Origin of the sequence: Amycolatopsis sp. 2-15, from assembly GCF_030285625.1 — a bacterium.
GTDB lineage: Bacteria > Actinomycetota > Actinomycetes > Mycobacteriales > Pseudonocardiaceae > Amycolatopsis > Amycolatopsis carbonis.
The window spans coordinates 9,172,211-9,194,477 of the sequence record NZ_CP127294.1; the positions used below are offsets into that span (position 1 = coordinate 9,172,211).

Here is a 22,267-nt window from a genome sequence, read left to right on the forward strand (position 1 = left end):
CGGGGTGGGGAACGGCAGGGCGACAGTGCCTCTTCGGGCTGCTGCGCCGTGGGAACCTCCGGGTCTTTCGAACTCCGGGTTCCAGGTATGGGTTTCGCGGCGCCGGGGCGCGGGGTCAGTCGATGGTGGCGTCGTCCAGCAGGCTGGATTCGGCGCCGAACTCGCGGAGTTCGTCGCGGATGACCGTGTAGGCAAGGCCTTGCGGGTAACCCTTGCGCCCGAGGAAGCCGAGCAGCCGGCGGATGGCCGTCTGCTCGTCGACGTTGCCGAGTGAGCCGAGGCGCTTGCGCACGAGCTCGCGGGCCCGCTGCTCCTCCGCCTCGCGGTCGACCTCGCCGGCGGCCTGGGTCGCGATCTCATCGTCGACGCCCTTGCGCCGCAGCTCGGCGACGAGGGCCGTGCGGGAGAGGCCCTGGCCGGCGTGCCGGGCCTTGACCCACATCTCGGCGAACTCGGCGTCGTTGACTAGGCCGGCGCGGTCGAGCTTGCCGAGCAGGGTTTCGATCGTGTCGTCGTCGAAACCCTTGCGCCGCAGCGTCTGCCGCAGCTCCTCGACGGTCCGCGGGCGCGCCGCCAGGAGATCGAAGCAGATCTCCTTGGCTTTCTTGGCCCGCTCCTCCGGCGGCAGCTCCGCCGGCTCCACCTTCGGCGCCCTCGCCACTACGCCCTTCCTCCCTCACGCACTCCGCCCCGCCAAGCCCTCTCCGCCCGACGAAGCACCACTCCCCCACCGCACGGGGGTCGCCCCACTCCATGGCGGCCGACCCGTCCACGCAGGCGACTTCACCTCGCCGCCGCAGCCACGCCAGGGTTCACCTGGCTTGCCCTGGCGAGGCTCGGGATCCGACCCCACAACACACCGGCGGAAGAAACCGGCAAGCGCCCCACTAGCACGCCACACCGTCCCTCCCCCGCGACTTAACCTCACCAACGCAACCCCGCCGGGGGTCCAGGGGGCTTGCCCCTGGCGGGGGCGTGGGGGTTCGACCCCCACAAGGCACGGCGGATGCTCACCGGCGAGCGCCCTCCGCGAGCACACTCCCGCCAGAGCAGAAGCACACCCCGCCCGGAATCAGAAGTCGACCGGCGCCGGAACCGCCGCTTCGACGACCTCGGCGTCGAGCTGCGGGCCGATGCCCAGCTTTTCCTTGATGCGCTTCTCGATCTCGTTGGCGATGTCCGGGTTGTCGCGCAGGAACTTCCGCGCGTTTTCCTTGCCCTGGCCGAGCTGGTCGCCCTCGTAGGTGTACCAGGCGCCGGACTTGCGCAGGATGCCCTGGTCAACGCCCATGTCGATGAGCGAGCCCTCGCGGGAGATGCCGTGGCCGTAGAGGATGTCGAACTCGGCCTGCTTGAAGGGCGGGGCCATCTTGTTCTTCACGACCTTGACCCGGGTGCGGTTGCCGACCGGTTCGCCGCCGTCCTTGAGTGTCTCGATGCGGCGCACGTCGAGCCGGATCGAGGCGTAGAACTTCAGCGCCTTACCACCGGTCGTGGTCTCCGGTGAGCCGAACATGACGCCGATCTTCTCGCGCAGCTGGTTGATGAAGATCGCAGTGGTGCCGGAGTTGTTCATCGCACCGGTTATCTTGCGCAGCGCCTGGCTCATCAGGCGGGCCTGGAGACCGACGTGCGAGTCGCCCATCTCGCCCTCGATCTCGGCGCGCGGCACGAGCGCGGCGACGGAGTCGATGACCAGGATGTCGAGCGCGCCGGAGCGGATCAGCATGTCCGCGATCTCCAGTGCCTGCTCACCGGTGTCCGGCTGGGAGACCAGCAGCGCGTCGGTGTCCACGCCGAGCTTCTTGGCGTACTCCGGGTCCAGCGCGTGCTCCGCATCGATGAACGCTGCGATGCCGCCGTTGCGCTGCGCGTTGGCCACCGCGTGCAGGGCGACCGTGGTCTTACCGGAGGACTCCGGGCCGTAGACCTCGATGACGCGGCCGCGGGGCAGCCCCCCGATGCCGAGCGCGACGTCGAGGGCGATCGCGCCGGTGGGGATCACGGCGACGGGCGGACGGCCGTCTTCGCCGAGACGCATCACCGAGCCCTTGCCGTACTGCTTGTCGATCTGGGCAAGGGCGAGCTCGAGCGCCTTGTCCTTGTCGGGTGCTGCTGGCATTGGGGTCCACCTCGCTGGTTGGCCTGTGTGGCTTGTTCGGTTGTCCAGATCAAGCTCTGTCCGGTCCGACGCTACGGGGAGGGACCGACAATTCCCGGCACAGCGACCGATCTGTGGATCGCCGGCCCCCGGTGTGCACAACACTGTAGACGAACAGGTGTTCGAGGGTTGCGGCGACACGCCCGTCCGCTAGGATTTTCGCCCTTTCGAGCTCCCCTTCCCCGGGACGAACAAGGAAACCGCAGGTCAGCGCCGCTCCGACGGAACGTCGAAGGCTTCGCACACCTCACGCCAGATCTGCTTCGCCGGGATCCCCGCCGCCAGAGCCTGGTCGACGGTCTTCCCCCCGAGCCCGCTGAGCACGTGGTCCTGGGCCAGCACCTCGGCCCGCCCGCGACCGAACTCGTCCGCCATGAGCCGCCGGAACACCGTGATACGCATCGGGAGAATGCTAACTCGCGGCCTGGCCGGCGGCGCGAACGGCCCGTTCGCGCCGTGGCAGCGAACGAAAACTTCTCACTCGCCGGGCTGCACGCTCTGCTCGAAGTAGTCCGCCAGCGTCCCCGGGGTCGGCGCAGCGCCCTGACCTGCGGAATTGACCTGGTAGATGAACCCGGCGAGCGGCCGGTCGGACACCGTGAACACCAGCACCGCCGCGTTCTGCCCGGCCGCCGACGAGTAGCGGCCCTCCAGTCCGTTGCCCTTCCACGCGGCCTCGACGCGGTCGCCGCCCGCGGAGGCGAGCAGCCCGTCCGTGTATTGCTTCAGCACCGCGGCCGACGTGCCTTGCACGTACGTCACCTGCGAGCCCGCGCGGCCCGGCGCCGCGCACGTCGAGGTGGCGCCGAGGCTCTGCGCCGGCGCGGCCGGGCCGTTGCCCATGCCGGGGCGGCAGCCGCCGGTGTCGGCGATCTTCCCCGCGAGCTGGCGCAGGCATCCGGTGAGGCCCTGGGCGTCGGCCGGCCCGGGCGTGCGGCACTGGTCCGCGGTGTAGGTCTGCACCGACGAGGACGACGTCAGGAACACCGTGAGCCCCGCCGCGAGAACCACGACCACCGCCACCGCGACGCCGATCCACAGCTTGGTACGGCTCTTCTTCTTCGCTGGCGCAGCGCCAGCAGCGGCGGCGGCCGGCGAGTACGTCGGGAAGTTCGACGGCGCCGGCCCCGCCGGGAACGACGGTTGCGCGTACCCGGCCGGAGGCTGCTGCGGGGGCGGCGGCGGATACCCGCCCGGCGCGTAGGCGGGCGCACCCGCGGCGACCTGGCCCTCCACGTTCTGCGTCCGCATCGACAGCCCGTCGCGCGCCACGTGCTGCGCGCCGAGCGCCACGGCCGTTTCCGGCTGGTCGAGGCTCGCGGGCACCACGCCGATCTTCTCCGCGATCATCGAGCCGACCAGCGGCAGCCGGCTCGACCCGCCGACCAGGTAGATGCCCGCGAGGCGGTCCGGCGTCAGCCCGGCCGTCCGCAGCGTGCGCGCGAGCAGCTCCACGCTGCGCAGCATCGCCGGGCGCACCAGTCCTTCGAGCTCGCCGCGCGTGACCAGCACGTCCTTGAACGGCTCCGGCATCGGCACCTCGGTCTGCGGGTGCCGCGACAGCGCCTCCTTGGCCGCCTTCACGTCCTCCTGCAACGCGCGCCGCGTGCGCCGGTCCGCCGTGGACTCCGGGCGCAGAAGGCGTTGCCAGCGCTGGGGATCCGAGTGCGAGACCTCGCGTCCGACGTGCACCATCAGCGCCTGGTCGACGTCGAGGCCGCCGAGGTCGGGCAGGCCGTCTTCGGCGAGCACGACGTAGCCGTTCTGCGTCGCGCCGACCACGGCGACATCGAACGTGCCCGCACCCAGGTCGTACACCGCGAGCGCCTGCCCGGGCGCGAGCCCCTTGCCCGGGAACGACGCGAAGTGCGCGGCCGCGGCGACGGGTTCGGGCACCAGGACCACGCTCGCGTCGATGCCCGCGAGCCGGGCCGAGGACAGCAGGACGTTGCGGCGCACCGGGCCCCACTGCGCGGGGTGGGTGAGGCGGACCTCGTCGGGCTGCTCGCCGCCGAGCTGACGGGTGGTCTCGTCGAGCACGCGGCGCAGGATCGCGGCGAGGGCTTCGTTGACGGGCACGACGTCGGTGCCCAGCAGCAGCGTCTGCTCGTCGATGCGGCGTTTCGGGTTGGGCTCGAAGCGGGTGGGGTCCAAGCGCGCGCGGCGTTCGGCGTCGCGGCCCACCATGATCGTGCCGTCCTCGCCCGCGAAGATGGCCGAGGGCATGTTGGCCGAGCCGTCCACCTCGACGACCCGCGGCGGCCTGCCGTGTGCGGAAAGCACGGCGACCGTGTTGGACGTCCCCAGGTCCACCGACAGGATCCGCACTCCCACTCCCCTTCGCCGTAGCTGCGCTCGGCGGTGATGCTCCCATGCGAAGGGCTTCCGCGCGGGCGGACCCGCAGAACTGGTTGTGCTGGTCGCCCCGGACGTGACGCAGTGCACGTCCGGGTCGCCGGGTCGGGTGATCGAGGACGCCGTGACCTGGGCGTTCGCCGCGAGTGGACCGTTCGCGACGGCGGGAATCGGAAACTGTCGGGGGTGCCGCGCATCATGGAGGACGTGGCAGCAGACGTCCTCGACCTCTTCTCCCCCGCGACCCGCACGTGGTTCGAGGGGGCGTTCGCCGCGCCGACCGCGGCGCAGGAAGGGGCCTGGCGGGCCGCGCACGCCGGGCAGCACGCCCTGGTGGTGGCGCCCACCGGGTCCGGCAAGACGCTGTCCGCGTTCCTGTGGGCGCTCGACCGGCTGTCGGTGGAGCCACCGCCGGCCGAGCCGCGCAAGCGCTGCCGGATCCTCTACGTCTCGCCGTTGAAGGCGCTGGCCGTCGACGTGCAGCGCAACCTGCGCGCCCCGCTCGCGGGGATCTCGCAGGCGTCGCGGCGGCTGGGCCTGCCGGTGCCGGAGATCGAGGTCGGCATGCGCACGGGGGACACCACGGCGGCCGAGCGCCGGTCGTTCGGCAAGACGCCGCCCGACGTGCTGGTGACCACGCCGGAGTCGCTGTTCCTCATCCTCACCTCGTCGGCGCGGGAGTCGCTGGCGGGTGTGGAGACGGTGATCGTCGACGAGGTCCACGCCGTGGCGGGCGGCAAGCGGGGCGCGCACCTGGCGGTGTCGCTGGAGCGGCTCGACGCGCTGCTGCCGAAGCCCGCGCAGCGGATCGGGCTGTCGGCCACCGTGCGGCCGGTCGACGAGGTGAGCTCCTTCCTCGCCGGCGGGCGGCCGGTCACGGTGGTGCAGCCGAAGCTCGCGAAGACCATCGAGGTCCGCGTCGAGGTGCCGGTGGAGGACATGGCGAACCTCGACGGGCCGGCACCGTCGCCGATGGAGCGGCTGGAGAACCTCACGTCGTTGTCGCAGCTGCCTTCCGAGGGCGGCATCGGCACGCAGGAGGAGATCGCGGGCGCCGAGGTGAAGCGGCCGTCGATCTGGCCCGCGGTCGAGGAACGGGTACTGGAGCTGATCCAGGCGCACCGGTCGACCATCGTGTTCGCCAACTCCCGGCGGCTCACCGAACGGCTCACGGCGCGGCTCAACGAGCTGGCGGCCGAGCAGACGGAGCTGCGGGCCGGCGACGCGTTCCCGGCCGAGGCGATCGGGCAGTCCGGGCTCACGACCGGTGCGGCGCCGACGATCGCGCGGGCGCACCACGGGTCGATGTCGCGGGAGCAGCGCACCCACGTGGAGGAGGAGCTGAAGTCCGGGCGGCTGCCGTGCGTGGTGGCGACGTCGTCGCTGGAGCTGGGCATCGACATGGGTGCGGTCGACCTCGTGGTGCAGATCGAGGCGCCGCCCACGGTCGCGTCGGGCCTGCAGCGCGTCGGGCGCGCCGGGCACCAGGTGGGGGCCGTGTCGTCCGGGGTGATGTTCCCGAAGTTCCGCGGTGACCTGGTGTCGTGCGCGGTGGTGGCGGAGCGGATGGCGGCGGGCGCGATCGAGGCCGTGAAGTACCCGCGCAACCCGCTCGACGTGCTGGCGCAGCACGTGGTGGCGATGGTGGCACTCGAGTCGTGGACGGTGCCGGAGATCGCGGCGCTGGTGCGGCGGGCGGCGCCGTTCTCCGCGTTGCCCGACGACGCGTTGCACGCGGTGCTCGACATGCTGGCCGGACGGTACCCGAGCGAGGAGTTCGGCGAGCTGCGGGCGCGGATCACGTGGGACCGCGTGACCGGTGAGCTGCACGGGCGGCCGGGCTCGCAGCGGCTGGCGGTCACGTCGGGCGGCACGATCCCCGACCGCGGGCTGTTCACGGTGATGACGCCGGGGGCCGACGACAAACCCGGTTCGCGCGTGGGCGAGTTCGACGAGGAGATGGTGTACGAGTCGCGCGTCGGCGACACCATCCTGCTGGGCACTTCGTCGTGGCGGATCACGGACATCACCCACGACCGCGTGATCGTGGTGCCGGCGCCGGGCCAGCCCGCGCGGATGCCGTTCTGGAAGGGCGACGCGGCGGGGCGGCCACTGGAGCTGGGACGGGCGCTGGGCGCGTTCGTGCGAGAACTGTCCACTTCGGACAGCGTGGCGGCGCGGGACCGGGCCGCGGCGGCGGGCCTCGACCAGCGGGCGTGCGACAACCTGCTGGCATACCTGGAAGAGCAGAAAGCGGCGACGCGGCACGTGCCGAACGACCGCACGATCCTGCTGGAGCGCTACCGCGACGAGCTGGGCGACTGGCGGATCGTGGTGCACTCGCCGTTCGGGGCGCAGGTCAACGCGCCGTGGGCGCTGGCGATCGCCGCGCGGTTGCGGGAGAACCGCGGGGTCGACGCGCAGGTGGCGCACTCCGACGACGGCATCGTGCTGCGACTGCCCGACGCGCTCGACGCCGAGGGCGGCGAGGTCACCATCGGCGCCGACGACGTGCTGCTGGATCCGGAAGAGGTCGAGCAGCTGATCGTCGCGGAGGTCGGCGGGTCGGCGGTGTTCGCCGCGCGGTTCCGCGAGTGCGCGGCGCGGTCGCTGCTGCTGCCGCGGCGCGACCCGCGGCGCCGGACCCCGTTGTGGCAGCAGCGGCAGCGGGCGTCGCAGCTGCTGTCGGTGGCGGCGAAGTACGAACGGTTCCCCGTGGTGCTGGAAGCGATGCGGGAGGTCCTGCAGGACGTCTACGACGTGGGCGGGCTGCGGGAGCTGATGGCCGACGTCCGGGCGCGGCGCGTGCGGCTGGTGGAGGTGGAGACTCCGGCAGCGTCGCCGTTCGCGCGGAGCCTGCTGTTCGGGTACGTCGGGATGTTCCTTTACGAGACCGACGCGCCGCTGGCCGAGCGGCGGGCGGCCGCGTTGTCGCTGGATTCCGGGCTGCTGGCCGAACTGCTCGGCACGGAGGCGATCCGGGAGCTGCTCGACCCGGACGCCGTGCGCGAAGTGGAGCGGTCGCTGCAGCGGCTGGATCCCGAGCGGCACGCGCGTTCGGCGGAGGACGCGGCCGACCTGTTGCGCTTTCTCGGCGATCTGTCCACTGTGGAGGCTCTGGAGCGGGGGATCCAGCCCGAGTGGCTGGCGGAACTGGAAGCCGCGCGGCGCGCGATCCGGGTGCGGATCGCCGGCGAGGAACGGTACCTGGCGATCGAGGACGCCGGGCGCGTGCGCGACGCGCTGGGGGTCGCGCTGCCGGTGGGGGTGCCCGAGGCGTTCACGGAACCGGTGGAGGACCCGCTGGGCGACCTGCTCGGGCGGTACGCGCGGATCCGCGCGCCGTTCCCGGCTTCGGCGGCGGCCGCGCGGTTCGGGCTCGGGTCGGCCGTGGTCACGGGCGTGCTGGAGCGGATGACCGGGCAGGGGCGGCTGGTCCGGGGTGAGCTGAGCCCCGTCGGGCACCCGGACACCCACGGCGTGGGGCTCGAATACTGCGACGCGGCGGTGCTGCGGCGACTGCGGCGGGCGTCGCTGGCGAAGCTGCGCGCGGAGGTCGAGCCCGTGGAGCCCGCGGCGCTGGGCCGGTTCCTGCCGTCGTGGCACGGGATCGGCGCGCGGCTGCGCTCGGCGCCGACGGCCGACGACGTGCTGTCGGTGGTCGAGCAGCTCGCGGGCGCGCCGTTGCCGGCGAGTGCCGTGGAGTCGCTGATCCTGCCGAGCCGGTTGCCGGGCTACTCCCCCGCGTTGCTCGACGAGCTCACCACGGCGGGCGAGGTCACGTGGGCGGGCTGCGGCGCGCTGTCCGGCGGGGACGGGTGGCTGGCGCTCGCGCCGACGGACGTGGCCGACCTGCTACTGCCGGAGGTCGAGGAGAACGCGCCGTCGAGTCCGGTGCACGAGGCTCTGCTGTCCACTTTGGAGGGTGGCGCGCTGTTCTTCCGGCAGCTGGTGGACCGGGTCTCGCCGCAGCTGGAGTCGCCGCCGAACGACGGTGACATCGCGGGCGCGCTGTGGGATCTGGTGTGGGCCGGGCTGGTCACGGGCGACACGCTGGCACCGCTGCGCGCGCAGGTCGCGGGCCACGGCGCGCACAAACCGCGGCGGCAGGCCCCGCGCGGCCGGTATGCGCGGTTGCGGGCGGGGCGCCCGGCGATGCCGTCGCGCACGGGTCCGCCGACGGTCGCGGGCCGCTGGGCTCTCACGCCGGCCCGGGAGACCGATCCGACGCGCCGCGCCCACGCGCGCACCGAGGCGTTCCTCGAACGGCACGGCGTGCTCACGCGCGGCGCGCTCGACACCGAACGGGTCACGGGCGGGTTTTCGGGGATCTACAAGGTGTTGCGCGGCATGGAGGACTCGGGGCAAGTCGTGCGCGGCTACGTGGTGGAGGGCCTCGGCGCGGCACAGTTCGCGGCGAAGGGTGCGGTCGACCGGCTGCGCGCCTTGTCGGGTCCCGCACCCGGCACGGACGGCTGGTCCGGCTCCCCGGCCCGGGCCGGCAGCGACCGCGCGGTGGTGCTGGCCGCCGCCGACCCGGCCCAGCCCTACGGCGCGGCCCTGCCCTGGCCCGCCGCCACCGGCGACACGAAGCACCGCCCGGCCCGCAAGGCGGGCGCCCTCGCGGTCCTCGTCGACGGCGTCCCCGCCCTCTACGTCGAACGCGGCGGCCGCTCGCTGCTGAGCTTCACCGAGGACCGCGCCCCCCTCCAAGCCGCGGCCGCGGGCCTCTCCACGGCAGTCCGCGAGGGCTGGCTGGGTCAACTGGCCGTCCAACGCGCCGACGGCGAGCAAGCCCTCACCTCGGAACTCGCCGACATCCTCCGGGAAGCCGGCTTCCGAGCTACACCGAAGGGACTGCGATTGCGCGCTTGAGTGCCCAGCGCCCACCCCGGGCAGCGGGCTACGGGCTGAATCCGAAACCGAAAGGCCCCGCGACTGCGCCTGGCTGCCGCCGGGGTTCCCGGAGCACCTGCTCGACTATCGCGAGCGCCGACCGAGGCCGACGGGTCGCTGCTACGCGCCTGAGTGCCGCGGGGTCCGAACCGGTGGCAAGGCCCTCAGCCGCGCGCCTCAAGTCAGAGCGACGGCGAAGAGCCGCTCGTACCGCTTTGAGCATCTCAGCCAACGGACGACACCGAAGAGCCGGCGGCTGCTGTCCGGCAGCCTTCCCTTGCCCGCGAACTCCGGCCGCGCTCCCGAACGCCGCGCCGCAAAAGCCGAAACCGAAGGCCCTGCGACCGCGCACCCGACCACCGCAGAACCGAGCGACGGCGAAGAACCACTGACGCCGAAAAACCACCGGCTGCTCTCCAAAATGCCACGAACTCCAGCCGCGCTCCCGAACGCCGCGGCATAAAAGCCGAAACCGAAGGCCCTCCGACCGCGGACCTCGCCGCCGCAGGGTCCGGCGGGCGCCTGCTCGGCCACCGCGAGCGCTGACTGAGTCGAGAGAGCGGTGGCTCCCCGTCTCAGCGGCAAGGCGAGGTCGAAGGACCCCGACTGCGCACCTGACCACCGTAGGTCGGGGCCGGCGCCGAACGCGGTGCGCGGCCGGGCCCCGGGCCGGCGTGCAGAGGCCGCAGTTGCACGGCTGAGCGGCGAAGGGTTCCGGGATACACGACCGAGGGACCCGACGGCGGGGCTGACCAGCGTGGGTGCCGGGTGGGATTGGGGCGGACCAGGTGGTCATTAGACTTCGTCCGGATACTCGGCAGGAAGAAGGACGTTCGATCATGGCGATGCGCGCTCTGCGCTACTTCGGGGACCCGGTGCTCAAGACGGTCTGTGATCCCGTGACGACCTTCGACAAGAAGGTCGAGGCGCTGGTCACGGACCTCATGGACTCGGTGAAGCCGGACGGGCGCGCGGGGTTGGCGGCGCCGCAGATCGGGGTGGGGCTGAGGGTGTTCAGTTACGACGTGGGCGGGCTGACGGGCTACGTGATCAACCCCGAGATCGTCTCGCTGTCGGAGGAGTCGCACGAGATCGACGAGGGCTGCCTGTCGGTGCCGGAGCTGTGGTTCCCGACCGTGCGGGCCAAGCACGCGGTGGTGCGGGGCGTCGACCTGCGCAACGAGCCCATCGAGGTCGAGGGAGTCGACGTGCTGGCGCAGTGCCTGCAGCACGAGACCGACCACCTGGACGGCATGCTCTACCTGGACCGCCTGACGCCCGAGCGCAAGAAGCAGGCGCTCAAGCAGGCGCGGGGCAAGGACTGGTTCTGGAACCGCTGAGCAACCGTCGGCGAAATGTGTTCAGGGTCGTGGAATAGTTTTCCCGAACGGAAACACCGGAATTGTTCAGACTCTCAACGCGGCCGTGCTCGATCTGCCGGCCGCGCTGGGAGTGTGGTCGAGGTGGTGACCCTCGGGCTCGGGATGCCGGGCGATCGACCCGACCAGTGCGCGGCTCGCCGGACGCTCGGCTTCCGCGCCGTGGACACCTGGACCACCGCCAGCGCGGGAGAAAGCGGGTTCGGCCGAAGAACGGCGAACCAGCTTCTCCCGAACCGAACCCGAACCAAACCCTCACCGGCACCAATCCGGATCCCCGGCCGCCATCAGTGCTCGACCGCCTTCTGGGCCAGCGCGGCGAGGGTCGCGTCGTCGGCGAAGGAGCCGTCCCAGACGGCGGTCGCGCGTGTGATCAGGCCGCGCGCGTCGAGTTCGAGCGCGGTGACGCCGCGGGGAACGGGGCCGCGAGAGGTCCACTCGTACCCACCGCCGAGTGCGCCGCCCAGGGTGTGGCGCACGGCCGAGCCCGGGCCGGGGTACGGGAGCAGGTCGCGCGCCGAGGTCAGGAAGCGCGTGATCGCGGCCGGGCCCACGAGGTGCAGGTGCGCTGTGACGTCCTCGAACACCGCGTCCTCCGCGAAGAACTGTTGCGGCGACGCGCCGGTGGCCAGTGCGCCGGCGAGACCGTCGACCGTGCGGCGCATCACGGGGGCGGCCGTCTCGCCGACGGTCCCCTCCTTGAAGTCCGCGGGGAACGGCTCGCGCTTGCGCCGCACGTAGTCGATGCCGACGTGCCGGCCGTCCCAGTAGTCGACCCAGCGCGCGATCTTGCCGCCCCGCAGGTTGACCACGCCGGTCGCGCGGATCTCGCCAGGCGCGAACAGGCCGGCGGTGTTCGAGAAGAAGACGATGGCGCCGCGGTCGTCGCCGAGGATGCGCGTGGCGTAGGACTTCCCGTCGGCGGGCCACTTCGGCATGTTCTTCGCGAAGAGGTCGTGCAGTGATTGCCACGACGGCCAGACCTCGCCGGTCACCGCGTCGAGGTAGTTCATCTGCGCGCGGTTGACCTGCGCCATCGTCGCTTCGGGTTGTTTCCCGGTTTTGGCCAGGAAGTACGCGCCGAGCACCCGCGAGACGCCGGGCGTCGCGTGCGAGGTGTCGATGACCGTGCCGATGCCGGGCACCTGGCGCACACCCCCACCCGAGCTATAGCCCCGCGAGGCCGCACCCGCGGTCCCCGGCGGCAGCACCGTCGTCCGAAGTCCCTTCGCCGGCCCAGCTCACGCGCATCATCCGCGACGTCCGCCGCTCCGGCGCCGCGGTGACCACGGACGCCATGATCCCCGGCGTCACCACGGTCGCCGCCCCCGTGTTCTCCGAGGCCACGCCGCTGCCGCTGGCCGTCGCGCTCGCGATGCCCGTCGGCCACGCCGGCCCGGAGCAGGTCGCGAGCGCCACCGAGGAGCTGCTGCGCACGACCACCGCCGCGTCGGTGGAGCTCGGCGGACGCAGCCCCGCCGCCGGCTGATCCCAGCTCGAATTCTCAGCGACACCACCGAAAAGGCGCCCAGGCGCGCCCACCCCTGGAGCCCCCGGACACCGTCATCCACTTTTCGTAAACTCGCTGTACATAAGTGAACGAGCCAGGAGTGTCCACGAGCATCGTCACTCCCCGGCCCGAGCGCGCCGCCCCGCGCGGCCTCACCGATCTCCGCCCGGACCGCGAGTGGTTCCACTGGTCGGGGCGCCACCCCATCGGCGCCTTACTGGTCACCGCGTCCGTCGCGACGCAGATGGCCACCACCGCCGGCTACTTCATGCCCGCCATCGGGCTGCCGGAGCTGCCGTGGCCGTTGCACAACGGGCACGTCGCCGTACCGGCGACGCCCGAGGGCACGGCCGCGTCGTACTTCGCCGGGCAGTTCATGCACTACTTCAACGGGATCGCGTTCGTGTTCGTCTTCGCGCTGCTCGCGTACCCGAAGCTGCCCTTCCGCGCCACGAACACCGGAAACCTGCTGAAAGCGCTTACTTTCTGCACCGTCCTCGCGCTCTCGGCCGCGGGCCTGCTCGCGCCGCTGATCTACCGGCCGGGCACCGGGCTCGGGTTCTCCTCGTTCGGGCACGGGTGGAAGTTCCCGTTCGCGATCCGACTCCGAGCCCTACCCGCCCCCGACGCTGCGGCCCACCCTGCGCGCCCGCCTGCTCGACCTCGACGGCCGGCGACTGCGGCTGATGGACGCCCACGGCATCGAGCTGATACTGCTGTCGCTCAACTCCCCTGCCGTGCAAGGGATCCCGGACGCGGTGAAGGCCGCCGAGCTGGCCCGGCGCGCCAACGACACCCTCGCCGAGCACGTCGCCGCACGGTCACGGACCTCGGGTTCGTCGGCGCGCTCGTGAACGGCTTCACCGAACTCGACGACGCCGGCACCGTCACCTACTACGACACCCCGGAGTACGACCCGTTCTGGGCCGAGGTCGAACAGCTCGGCGTGCCGTTCTACCTGCACCCGCGCAATCCGCTTCCGGCAGGACGCCCGTGGGTACGCCGGCCACGAATGACTGCTCGGCCCGGCCTGGGCGTTCGCCAGCAGACGACCGTGCACGCCCTGCGCCTGGCCGCGTCGGGATTGCTCGACTGCCATCCCGGTGTCACCATCATTCTCGGCCATCTCGGCGAAGGACTTCCTTACTCCCTTTGGCGGATCCGCCACTACAACAAATGGAGCAACGCCGAGCTCCCCTATCCCGCGAAACGACCGATCACCGAATACTTCACCGAGCACTTCTACGTGACGACCTCCGGCAATTTCCACACCCAGTCCTTGCTCGCGGCGATCTCGGAACTGAGGGCCGACCATGTGCTCTTCTCCACCGACTGGCCGTTCGAAAACGTCGACCACGGGGCCGGCTCGTTCGACTCCCCGCCCCTGAACGAACCCGACCGCCGCAAGATCGGCAGGGACCACGCGCGAGCCCTGTTCCGGCTCCCTAATGCAAGCCGACGGTTAACCCAAGGCAAGATCACGATTTAACCCGGACAATCCACGAGCCCGACTTGTTTCGTCCGGGCCCCGTTCCCTGATCGTTCACCCGGCACCGGTTCGAGATTAATTTACCGTCCCTAAGTTTCTGACGCACGTTTCACGACGAAAGCAAAGGGACCATGGACACACCTGCCGCAGTCCGGGCTCGGGGAATCAGCAAAAGTTTCGGCGAAGTGATCGCGCTCGACGAAATCGATCTCGACATCGCTCAGGGGCAGATTCACGGAGTGGCCGGGCCGAACGGCGCGGGCAAAACCACGCTGCTGGGACTGTTCCTGGGCCTCGCCGTCGCGGACGAGGGCCGGCTGGAGATCCTCGGCTCGCCCGTCGGGCGGACCCTGGACGCGCCCGGCGGCGTCGCCGGGTTCGTCGACGGCCCCGGCCTCTACCCCTCGCTCACCGCGCGGAAGAACCTCGCCGCGCTGGCCGCCCTGCGCGGCGGCGACACCCACACGGCCGACCTCGACGACGCGCTCGCCCAGGTCGGGCTCACCGACGTCGCCGACGACCGCGTGCGCGGCTTCTCCCTCGGCATGCGCCAGCGGCTCGGCCTCGCCGCCGCCCTGCTGACGAAACCACGCCTGCTCGTGCTCGACGAGCCCGCCAACGGCCTCGACCCCTCCGGCAAGAAGCACGTGCACGGGGTCCTCACCCGCCTCGCGGCCGAAGGCGCCACCGTCGTGCTGTCCAGCCACCGCATGGACGACCTCGAAGCGCTGTGCTCGGAGGTCACGATCATCGCGACCGGCCGCGTCGTCTTCACCGGCCCGCTGGGCAAGCTCTCGTCGGAGCACCAGGAGCTCGACTACCGGCTGGTGACCTCCGATCGCGAGGCCGCGCGCAAGCTCGCCACCGAGACCCCCGGCATCCGGCTCGGTGACGAGTCCGGAAAGGACAGTGGTGTCCTCGTCGTGCGCACACTCGTGCCCGCCCTCGACGAGCTCGTGGTGCGCCTCGTCCGCGACGGCGTGGCCATTCGCGAGCTCGCCCCCGTGGTTTCGCCGCTCGAAGCCGCGTTCCTCGCCCTGACCGAAACCGAGGCCGAGCCCGAATCCGGGGCCCGGCAGCAGGAGTCCGCCCGATGACCGCGACCCTCACCGAGCCCGAAGCAGTCCACGTCCGCCCCGCCTCCGTGGCCCGCGGCTACCGCTTCGAGCTCGTCAAACTCGTCTCCCAGTGGCGCGTTCGCCTGCTGGTGCTCGCCTGCTGGATCGCCCCGGCACTGTTCGTCGCCGCCGTGAGCCAGCAGAGCGACCTGCCGGTGGACACCGTCTTCGGCCGCTGGATGAACGCCACCGGCTGGGCCGGCTCGCTCGTGATGCTCGGGTTCGCCGGCAGCTACGCGCTCCCGCTGCTCACGTCGGTGGTCGCCGGCGACGTGTTCGCGGCCGAGGACCGGCTCGGCACCTGGCGCCACCTGCTGGTGGCCGTCCGGTCGTACCGGCGGATCTTCGTGGCGAAGACGCTGGCCAGCCTCACCGTGATCTTCGTGCTCGTGGCCGGGCTGGCCGTGTCCAGCGCGGTCGGCGGGCTCGTGGCGGTCGGCGGCCGCCAGCTCGTCGGCCTCGACGGGCACCTGCTCTCGCCCGGCGCCGCCGCCGGCCAGGTCCTGCTCGCGTGGGTGTGCGCGCTGGCGCCGACGCTCGCGCTGGCCGCGGTCGGGCTGCTCGGGTCCGTCGCGTTGGGACGGTCGCCGATGGGCCTGCTGCTGCCCGCCGTTGTCGCGCTCGCAATGGCGGTCGTGCAGCTGCTGCCCCTGCCCGTGGCCCTGCGCCTCGCGCTGCCGACCTACACGTTCATCGCGTGGGAAGGCCTGTTCACGAGCCCCGCCCAGGCCGGGCCGTTGCTGATCAGCATCCTCGTCTGTCTGGTGTGGACGGTCGTGGCGACCGCGCTGGCCTACTTCCTGTTCCTGCGCCGCGACTTCACCAACTTGAGCTACGACGGTTCGGCCCGCCGTACGATCACCGCCGGCGCTCTGCCGCTGGTCGGGCTGATCGTGGTCGCCTTCGCGATCATCGCCGTCGCGACCCCCTCACTCGGCTCCGGCGTCACGCAGGACAAGGTGCAGCAGTCGCTCTCGACGACGTTCGCGCACCTCTACCGGCTGCAGACCGACGAGCTGCACCGCCCCGCCGTCACCGAAGCGCAGCTCGGCGTCACGTCGGCGTGCCAGAAGGGCGGCGGCCTGGTCGCCCAGGAAGGCCCCGGCAACGACTGGCGCTGCGTCGTCTCGTGGCACCTCCCCGGCGTCGAAGCGACTGGTCAGGCCATCTACCAGCTCGACGTCACCTCGGACGGGCGGTTCGTCGCCGACGGCGACGGACCGAAGGAAGTGAACGGCTACTTCCAGGTGCGGACCCCGATCGGGGACCAACCCAACCCGCTGTGGCAGTTCGACGCCAACGTCGAGCTGCTGTCCTCCACCCCGAAGGGATAACTCCATGCAGGTAACACGCCGCCGCAGGCGTGGTGGGAGAGCCGGGTCCGGCTCTTCCGGTGCCGGCAGATCGCGGAAGATCCGCCTCGCCACCGCCGGTACCGCCACTCTCGCTCTGGTCGTGACGGGCTCCAGCATCGGCACCGCGTCGACGCAGGAGTTCGGCAAGCAGCACGTCGGCCAGAACACCAAGGACGGCCTGGTCGTCTCCAGCGACCAGTACCTCGACCCGATCGGCGACCGGCTGGTCGTGAACGACGGCAAGATCATGGCGTCGAAGATCAGCCCGGACGGCACGCACCTCGCCGCGCTGACCACCGACGGTGACGCCGCCCTGACGATCGTCGACCTCAAGAGCTACCAGGTCCAGCAGCTGATCGGCACCTCGGCGAAGGTGAACCTCAAGATCGCCGGCAACGACGTCGGCCAGGAAGGCCCGTCGTACTCCCCCGACGGCAAGTTCCTGTGGCTCGCCCAGACCGACGGCTACACCAAGTTCTCGGTGAACGCCGACGGCTCGCTCGCCAACCCCGTCTCGATCAAGATCCCCGCTGACGGACCCAAGCACGCCCTGGTCGCCCAGGCGGTGTTCTCGCCCGACGGCGCCGTCGTGTACGCCGCCGTGAACGGCCAGAACCGCGTGGTCGCCATCAACGCGTCGACCGGTGTCGTCCAGCAGAGCTGGAACACCGGCATCGCGCCGCGCGACCTCGTGCTGGTGGGCAACAAGCTCTACGTCAGCAACGAGGGCGGCCGGATGCCGCGCCCCGGTGAGACGACGATCAACTCGTACAACACCCCGGTGCCGGCCGACCCGTTCACGGGTGCCTCCACCACCGGCACGGTTTCGGTGATCAACACCGCGAAGCCGGACGCCGCCGTGGCGACCATCAACGTCGGGCTCCACCCGACCGCGGTGTACGCCAGCAACGGCACGGTGTTCGTCGCGAACACGTCCAGCAACAACGTGTCCGTGATCGACTCGGGCAAGGACAAGGTCACCCAGACCATCGCGACCCAGCCGTGGCCCGAGGCCACGGTCGGGTACGAGCCCGACGGCATCACGCTCACCAACGACGGGCACCTGCTGGTGACGCTCGGCCGCGCCAACGCGATCGCCGTCTACAAGTATGCCAGCCCGAAGGAGCCGGCCAGCTACATCGGCCTGCTGCCCACGGACTATTTCCCGACCGCGATCGCCACGGTGGGCAAGGACATCGTCGTGTCCAACACCCGCGGCATCGACGCCCAGCGCCCGACCACGGCCGCCGGGCACGGCACGCACGACACGACGTCCAGCGTGCAGCGCTTCCAGCTGCCCGACGACCGGACGATCAAGTCGTACACGCCGAAGGTGTTCAAGCAGAACGGCTGGACGAACAACTCCGTCCAGGTGGCGAACGGCAAGAACAAGAAGCCGGTTCCCGTGCCCGCGCGACTCGGCGACCCATCGCCGATCAAGCACGTGTTCCTGCTCGTCAAGGAGAACCGGACCTACGACCAGATTCTCGGTGACCTCCCGCAGGGCAACGGCGACGCCGCGCTGGCACAGTTCGGCGAGAACGTGACGCCGAACCAGCACGCGCTGGCGCAGCAGTTCGGGTTGTACGACAACACGTACGACATCGGCACGAACTCCGCCGAGGGCCACAACTGGCTCATGCAGGCCGACGACCCGGAGTACACCGAGTCCTCGGCCGGCGAGTACCTGCGCAGCTACGACACCGAGGACGACGTGCTGGGCCACCAGGCCTCCGGCACGCTGTGGTCGGGCGCGGAGGCCGCGGGCAACACCGTCCGCGACTTCGGCGAGTTCCAGCAGTTCCTGACCAAGCCGTCGGGCGCGTCGTGGCAGAACCTGTACTGCGACTCGAAGAACATGGCCGCGACGGGTGAGCCCAGCGCCTACCCGCTCGTGTCGTCGTCGCCGATCCCGTCGCTCAACGACGTGTCGGTGCACGGCTTCCCGAAGTTCGACACCAGTGTGCCGGACGTGTACCGGGAGCAGATCTGGAAGCAGGACTTCGAGAAGAACGGTCCGGCGAACCTCAACATGTTCTGGCTTTCCAGTGACCACACCGGTGGTCCCGCGAACGCCGCCGCGCAGGTCGCGGACAACGACCTCGCCGTGGGCGAGATCGTCGACGAGATCTCGCACAGCCAGTACTGGAAGGACTCCGCGATCTTCGTGGTCGAGGACGACTCCCAGGCCGGGCTGGACCACGTCGACGGGCACCGGGCGCCGATCCAGATCATCAGCCCGTATGCCCAGCACGGGGTCGTGGACAGCACGTACTACTCGCAGATCACGATGGTTCGCACGATCGAGCAGATCCTCGGGATCCAGCCGATGAACCAGAAGGACAGCGCGGCCACGCCGATGGCGAGTGCCTTCACGGCCAAGCCGAACCTGACGCCGTTCAACGCGGTGGCGAACCGCACTTCGCTCACGGGCGGCCTCGCGACGCAGCCGTCGTGCGGTCCGGACGTGGTGGCTCCGCAGTTCGCCTCCGTCCAGCCCGACACCGCGGTGCCGGCGGACAAGCAGCAGGTCGCTTCGCAGTGGTCGGCGTGGCAGAAGAATCAGCGCCTGACCGGTCCGAACGCGACGGCGGACTACGCGAACCCCGCGCAGATGAACCACTTCACGTGGTATCAGACGCACGGGTTCAAGACCCCGTACCCCGGTGAGAACAAGGTGTTCTCACCGGACCAGGTGCCGGGCGCGTTCATCCCGTCGGCCGAGTCGGACGGCTGAGTTTCCGGTTGATCAGTGACACGGGCCCCCGGCCGGCTTCCCGCCGGCCGGGGGCTTCGTGCGTTCGGGACAGGAATCCCTGGCGATTCGGGCAGCCGCGCCCCGGTGCGGGCCGGGCACTGGTAACGATGGAGAGATGACCGATCCCGTCGTCACCACCCCGTACGGCCGGGTGCGGGGCAGCGTGCGCGAAGGCGTCGCGCGATTCCTCGGCATCCCTTACGCGGCCGCGCCGTTCGGCGAGGCGCGGTTCCGGGCTCCGCGCCCGCCCGAGGCGTGGGACGGCGTGCGGGACGCGCTCGAGTTCGGACCGACCGCGCCTTCGGTGCCGTTGCCGGGTTCGTTCCTGGCGGAGCCGGTGGTCGAGGGGCCGGGCTGCCTCAACCTCAACGTGTGGACGCCCGATCCGGACGCGGCGGGCCTGCCGGTGCTGGTGTGGCTGCACGGCGGCTCGAACGTCACCGGTTCGTCGGCGATGCCGATCTACGACGGAGCGGCGTTCGCGCGGCGCGGGGTCGTGTTCGTGTCGGTGAACTTCCGGCTCGGCGCGGAAGGCTTCGCGCTCTTGCCGGACGCCGTCGCGAACCGCGCGCTGCTCGACCAGGTCGCGGCACTGGAGTGGGTGCGCTCCGGGATCGCGGCGTTCGGCGGCGACCCGGGCGCGGTGACGTTGTTCGGCACGTCGGCGGGCGCGGGCGCGACGCTGGCGCACGTGGCGATGGACCGCGGCCTGTTCCGGCGGGCGATCGTGCAGAGCGCCAGCGCGCGGGCCGCGCTTTCCGCGTCCGACGCGCTTCTGGTCACCGGCGAGATCGCACGCGCGGCCGGCGTGGAGCCGACGGCGGCAGGGTTCGCGCGCGTCGCGCCGGAGAAGCTCGCCGCGCTGTCGACGGCGGCCGTCACGGACCTCACGGCCGACCTCGACCCCGCTCGCTGGGGCGCGACGACCGTGGCCGCCGCGCAGCCGTTCCTGCCGGTGGTCGACGCCGACGTGCTGGCCGAGCCGCCGTTCGACGTCGTCGTGCGCGGCGGCGAGGTGGATCTCCTGATCGGCACCAACGCCGACGAACTGCTGGCGCTGGCCGGCGCGTCGCTCCCGGACGGTGTCTCGCATTCCGACGTGAGGGAGTTGCTGGGACGGCTGGGTCTCGCGGTGGAAGCCACTCCCGAAGGGACCACGCCGGTCGAGCTCTACGCCGACGTGCTGACCGACGCCCTGTTCCGCCGTCCGGTCTCGGAGATCGCGCGGGCGCGGCCGGCGTTCGTGTACGAGTTCGCGTGGCCCTCGCCGTTGCCCGGGGTGGGCGCGGCGCACGGACTGGAGCTGGGGTTCGTGTTCGGCAACCTCGGGTTGTCCGGTCTCGAAGGGCCGACGCCGCCGCGCGAGCTGGCCGATCGGGTGCAGGCGGCGTGGGTGGCGTTCGCCGCGACCGGTGACCCAGGGTGGCCGCGGCACGGCGAGGACGGCGGGGTGTTCGTGTTCCGGGCCTGACTGCCGTCCTTGAAAAACGACGCGTTCGCGCGGGCGTGGATCGCCGTTACTGTCGGGTGCATGTCCGGCGCCGTGCTTCTCGCCGTCGACGAGAACGCGGATGCGCTGCGTGACGTCGAACGGGAACTACGCGACCGCTACGCCCGCCACTACCGCGTCGTGTGCCTTTCCTCGGCGCCGGAAGCGTTGGCGCTGCTCGAAGAACTCGCCGCGGCCGGCGAAGACGTCACGCTCGTGCTGGCCGGTCAACGGCTTTCCGGTACGACGGGCGGCGAATTGCTGGCCCAGGCGCGCCGGCTGCACCCGCACGCGAAACGCGGGCTGCTGATCGCGTGGGGCGAATGGGGAGACCGGGCCACGGGCGAGGCGATCTTCGACGCGATCGCACGTGGCCACATCGACCACTACGTGCTCCGGCCGCTGGCCGCGCCGGACGAGGTCTTCCACCACGCGATCTCGAACCTGCTGCTCGAATGGACCGAGCTGCGGCGCACGTCGCCCTACACGATCCACGTGGTCGGCGACTCCTGGGCCGGCCGCGCGTACCAGCTGCGGGAAGTCCTCGGGCGGTGCGCGTTCCCGCACTCGTTCTCCCTGGCCGACTCGAGCGAAGGACGCGCCCGCATCGCCCGGGCCGGGCCGGGCGAGCTCCCGATCGTCGTCTTCCCCGACGGCACGGTCCTGCGCAACCCCACCGACGCCGACATCGCCGTGGCCTCGGGCGCACCGGTCAACCCGGACCGCATGGAGTTCGACCTCGTGATCGTCGGCGCCGGGCCGGCCGGGCTGTCGGCGGCCATGTACGGCGCGTCGGAAGGGTTCGGCACGCTGGTCGTCGACGAGGGCGGGCTCGGGGGCCAGGCGACGTCCAGCTCACTGATCCGCAACTACCTCGGTTTCCCCCGCGGCGTCAGCGGCCGCCGGCTGGCGCAGCAGGCGTACGACCAGTCGTGGGTGTTCGGGGCGAAGTTCGTGTTCATGCAGCGAGCGGCCGAACTGCGGCGCGAGGACGAGCTCGCGATCACGCTCTCCAACGGCACGCGGGTGCGGTCGCGCGCGGTGTTGCTCGCGCTGGGCGCCACCTACCACCGGCTGGGCGTGCCGGCTCTGGAAGCGTTGAACGGGGCCGGCGTCTACTACGGCGGTCCGGCGTCCGAGGCGCCCGGCGTCGCCGACCGCGAGGTCTACGTCGTCGGCGGCGGGAACTCGGCCGGCCAGGCCGCGTTGTACCTGGCGCGGTACGCCAGGCAGGTCACGCTCCTGGTCCGCGGCCGGTCGCTGGGCGCGGGCATGTCGCACTACCTCGCCCGGGAGATAGAGGCCACCCCGCGGCTGGAGGTGCGGCTCGCCACCGAGATCGCCGGTGGAGGGGGCAACGGATGGCTGGAGCACCTCGTGCTTCGCGACCGGCTGACCGAGCGCGAGGAGACCGTGGCCGCCGACGGGTTGTTCGTCATGATCGGGGCGCACCCGCACACGGGCTGGCTACCGCCGGAAGTCGAGCGGGACGACCGCGGCTTCGTCGTGACGGGCCCGGACCTGCGCGCCTGGCCGCTCTCGCGGGACCCGTTGCCACTGGAGACGAGCCTGCCCGGCGTGTTCGCGGCGGGCGACGTGCGGCACGGTTCGGTGAAGCGGGTGGCGTCGGCGGTGGGCGAGGGTTCGGTCGCGATCCAGCTGCTGCACCGGATGTTCGCGGCCGAGGCGCTGCGGCCGCGGGGGCGGCCGCAGGAGCCGGCGGAACCTGTCGGGCGGTGAAGCCGCGGTCGGGACCG

Annotated in this window: 14 protein-coding genes; 9 read left to right on the forward strand and 5 right to left on the reverse strand. The window is 71.5% G+C overall.

Annotated features, from left to right (window positions below; translation table 11 throughout):
* Positions 1 to 115: 115 nt before the first annotated feature.
* The 4 genes from QRX50_RS45260 to QRX50_RS45275 form a co-directional block, all read right to left on the reverse strand.
* Positions 116 to 643: a regulatory protein RecX gene (locus QRX50_RS45260; RefSeq protein WP_285974731.1), complete on the reverse strand. Its 528-nt coding sequence runs from the start codon at positions 641 to 643 to the stop codon at positions 116 to 118.
* Between the two features lie 429 nt (positions 644 to 1,072).
* A complete protein-coding gene (recA, locus tag QRX50_RS45265; RefSeq protein ID WP_285969202.1) occupies positions 1,073 to 2,122 on the reverse strand; it encodes a recombinase RecA in 1,050 nt (349 codons plus the stop codon).
* Between the two features lie 246 nt (positions 2,123 to 2,368).
* Complete coding sequence (locus QRX50_RS45270; protein WP_285969203.1) at positions 2,369 to 2,563, reverse strand: DUF3046 domain-containing protein; 195 nt, start codon at positions 2,561 to 2,563, stop codon at positions 2,369 to 2,371.
* 75 nt (positions 2,564 to 2,638) lie between these two features.
* Entirely contained in the window at positions 2,639 to 4,489 is a 1,851-nt protein-coding gene (locus tag QRX50_RS45275) for an Hsp70 family protein (protein ID WP_285969204.1), read from the reverse strand.
* A gap of 225 nt (positions 4,490 to 4,714) precedes the next feature.
* Here QRX50_RS45275 and QRX50_RS45280 point away from each other — a divergent pair, with 225 nt between their 5' ends.
* Positions 4,715 to 9,391, forward strand: a complete 4,677-nt coding sequence (locus QRX50_RS45280; protein WP_285974732.1) for an ATP-dependent helicase — start codon at positions 4,715 to 4,717, stop codon at positions 9,389 to 9,391.
* An 860-nt stretch (positions 9,392 to 10,251) separates the two neighbouring features.
* Positions 10,252 to 10,752, forward strand: coding sequence for a peptide deformylase (gene def, locus QRX50_RS45285; RefSeq protein WP_285969205.1), 501 nt, complete (start codon positions 10,252 to 10,254; stop codon positions 10,750 to 10,752).
* Positions 10,753 to 11,078: 326 nt separating this feature from the next.
* Here the strand turns inward: def and QRX50_RS45290 are convergent, their stop codons facing one another.
* Complete coding sequence (locus tag QRX50_RS45290; RefSeq protein WP_285969206.1) at positions 11,079 to 11,945, reverse strand: nuclear transport factor 2 family protein; 867 nt, start codon at positions 11,943 to 11,945, stop codon at positions 11,079 to 11,081.
* Positions 11,946 to 12,073: 128 nt separating this feature from the next.
* On the opposite strand from QRX50_RS45290, the gene QRX50_RS45295 reads away from it, so the two are divergent.
* The 7 genes from QRX50_RS45295 (at position 12,074) to QRX50_RS45325 (ending at position 22,250) form a co-directional block, all read left to right on the forward strand.
* Positions 12,074 to 12,280, forward strand: coding sequence for an IclR family transcriptional regulator (locus QRX50_RS45295; RefSeq protein WP_285969207.1), 207 nt, complete (start codon positions 12,074 to 12,076; stop codon positions 12,278 to 12,280).
* A 121-nt stretch (positions 12,281 to 12,401) separates the two neighbouring features.
* On the forward strand, positions 12,402 to 13,790 hold the full coding sequence (locus QRX50_RS45300) for an amidohydrolase family protein (protein ID WP_285969208.1): 1,389 nt from the start codon (positions 12,402 to 12,404) through the stop codon (positions 13,788 to 13,790).
* 185 nt (positions 13,791 to 13,975) lie between these two features.
* The gene (locus QRX50_RS45305; RefSeq protein ID WP_434533208.1) at positions 13,976 to 14,887 is read left to right on the forward strand and encodes an ABC transporter ATP-binding protein; all 912 of its coding nucleotides are present in this window, start codon (positions 13,976 to 13,978) and stop codon (positions 14,885 to 14,887) included.
* Positions 14,884 to 16,242, forward strand: a complete 1,359-nt coding sequence (locus QRX50_RS45310; RefSeq protein ID WP_285969210.1) for an ABC transporter permease — start codon at positions 14,884 to 14,886, stop codon at positions 16,240 to 16,242. Before QRX50_RS45305 ends, QRX50_RS45310 begins: the two co-directional genes overlap by 4 nt.
* Before the next feature lie 4 nt (positions 16,243 to 16,246).
* Positions 16,247 to 19,000, forward strand: coding sequence for an alkaline phosphatase family protein (locus tag QRX50_RS45315; protein ID WP_285969211.1), 2,754 nt, complete (start codon positions 16,247 to 16,249; stop codon positions 18,998 to 19,000).
* A 136-nt stretch (positions 19,001 to 19,136) separates the two neighbouring features.
* Positions 19,137 to 20,492 carry a carboxylesterase/lipase family protein gene (locus QRX50_RS45320; RefSeq protein WP_285969212.1) on the forward strand — a complete coding sequence of 452 codons (1,356 nt, stop codon included), beginning with the start codon at positions 19,137 to 19,139 and terminating at the stop codon, positions 20,490 to 20,492.
* A gap of 60 nt (positions 20,493 to 20,552) precedes the next feature.
* A complete protein-coding gene (locus QRX50_RS45325) occupies positions 20,553 to 22,250 on the forward strand; it encodes an NAD(P)/FAD-dependent oxidoreductase (RefSeq protein WP_285969213.1) in 1,698 nt (565 codons plus the stop codon).
* The last annotated feature ends 17 nt before the right edge of the window (positions 22,251 to 22,267 follow it).

Bases quoted from the DNA above. Each gene is read 5' to 3' on its own strand.
- QRX50_RS45315 (WP_285969211.1), top strand. From the start codon at position 16,247: ATGCAGGTAACACGCCGCCGCAGGCGTGGTGGGAGAGCCGGGTCCGGC.
- QRX50_RS45310 (WP_285969210.1), top strand. From the start codon at position 14,884: ATGACCGCGACCCTCACCGAGCCCGAAGCAGTCCACGTCCGCCCCGCC.
- recA (WP_285969202.1), bottom strand. From the start codon at position 2,122: ATGCCAGCAGCACCCGACAAGGACAAGGCGCTCGAGCTCGCCCTTGCC.
- def (WP_285969205.1), top strand. From the start codon at position 10,252: ATGGCGATGCGCGCTCTGCGCTACTTCGGGGACCCGGTGCTCAAGACG.
- QRX50_RS45320 (WP_285969212.1), top strand. From the start codon at position 19,137: ATGACCGATCCCGTCGTCACCACCCCGTACGGCCGGGTGCGGGGCAGC.
- QRX50_RS45280 (WP_285974732.1), top strand. From the start codon at position 4,715: ATGGAGGACGTGGCAGCAGACGTCCTCGACCTCTTCTCCCCCGCGACC.
- QRX50_RS45325 (WP_285969213.1), top strand. From the start codon at position 20,553: ATGTCCGGCGCCGTGCTTCTCGCCGTCGACGAGAACGCGGATGCGCTG.
- QRX50_RS45270 (WP_285969203.1), bottom strand. From the start codon at position 2,563: ATGCGTATCACGGTGTTCCGGCGGCTCATGGCGGACGAGTTCGGTCGC.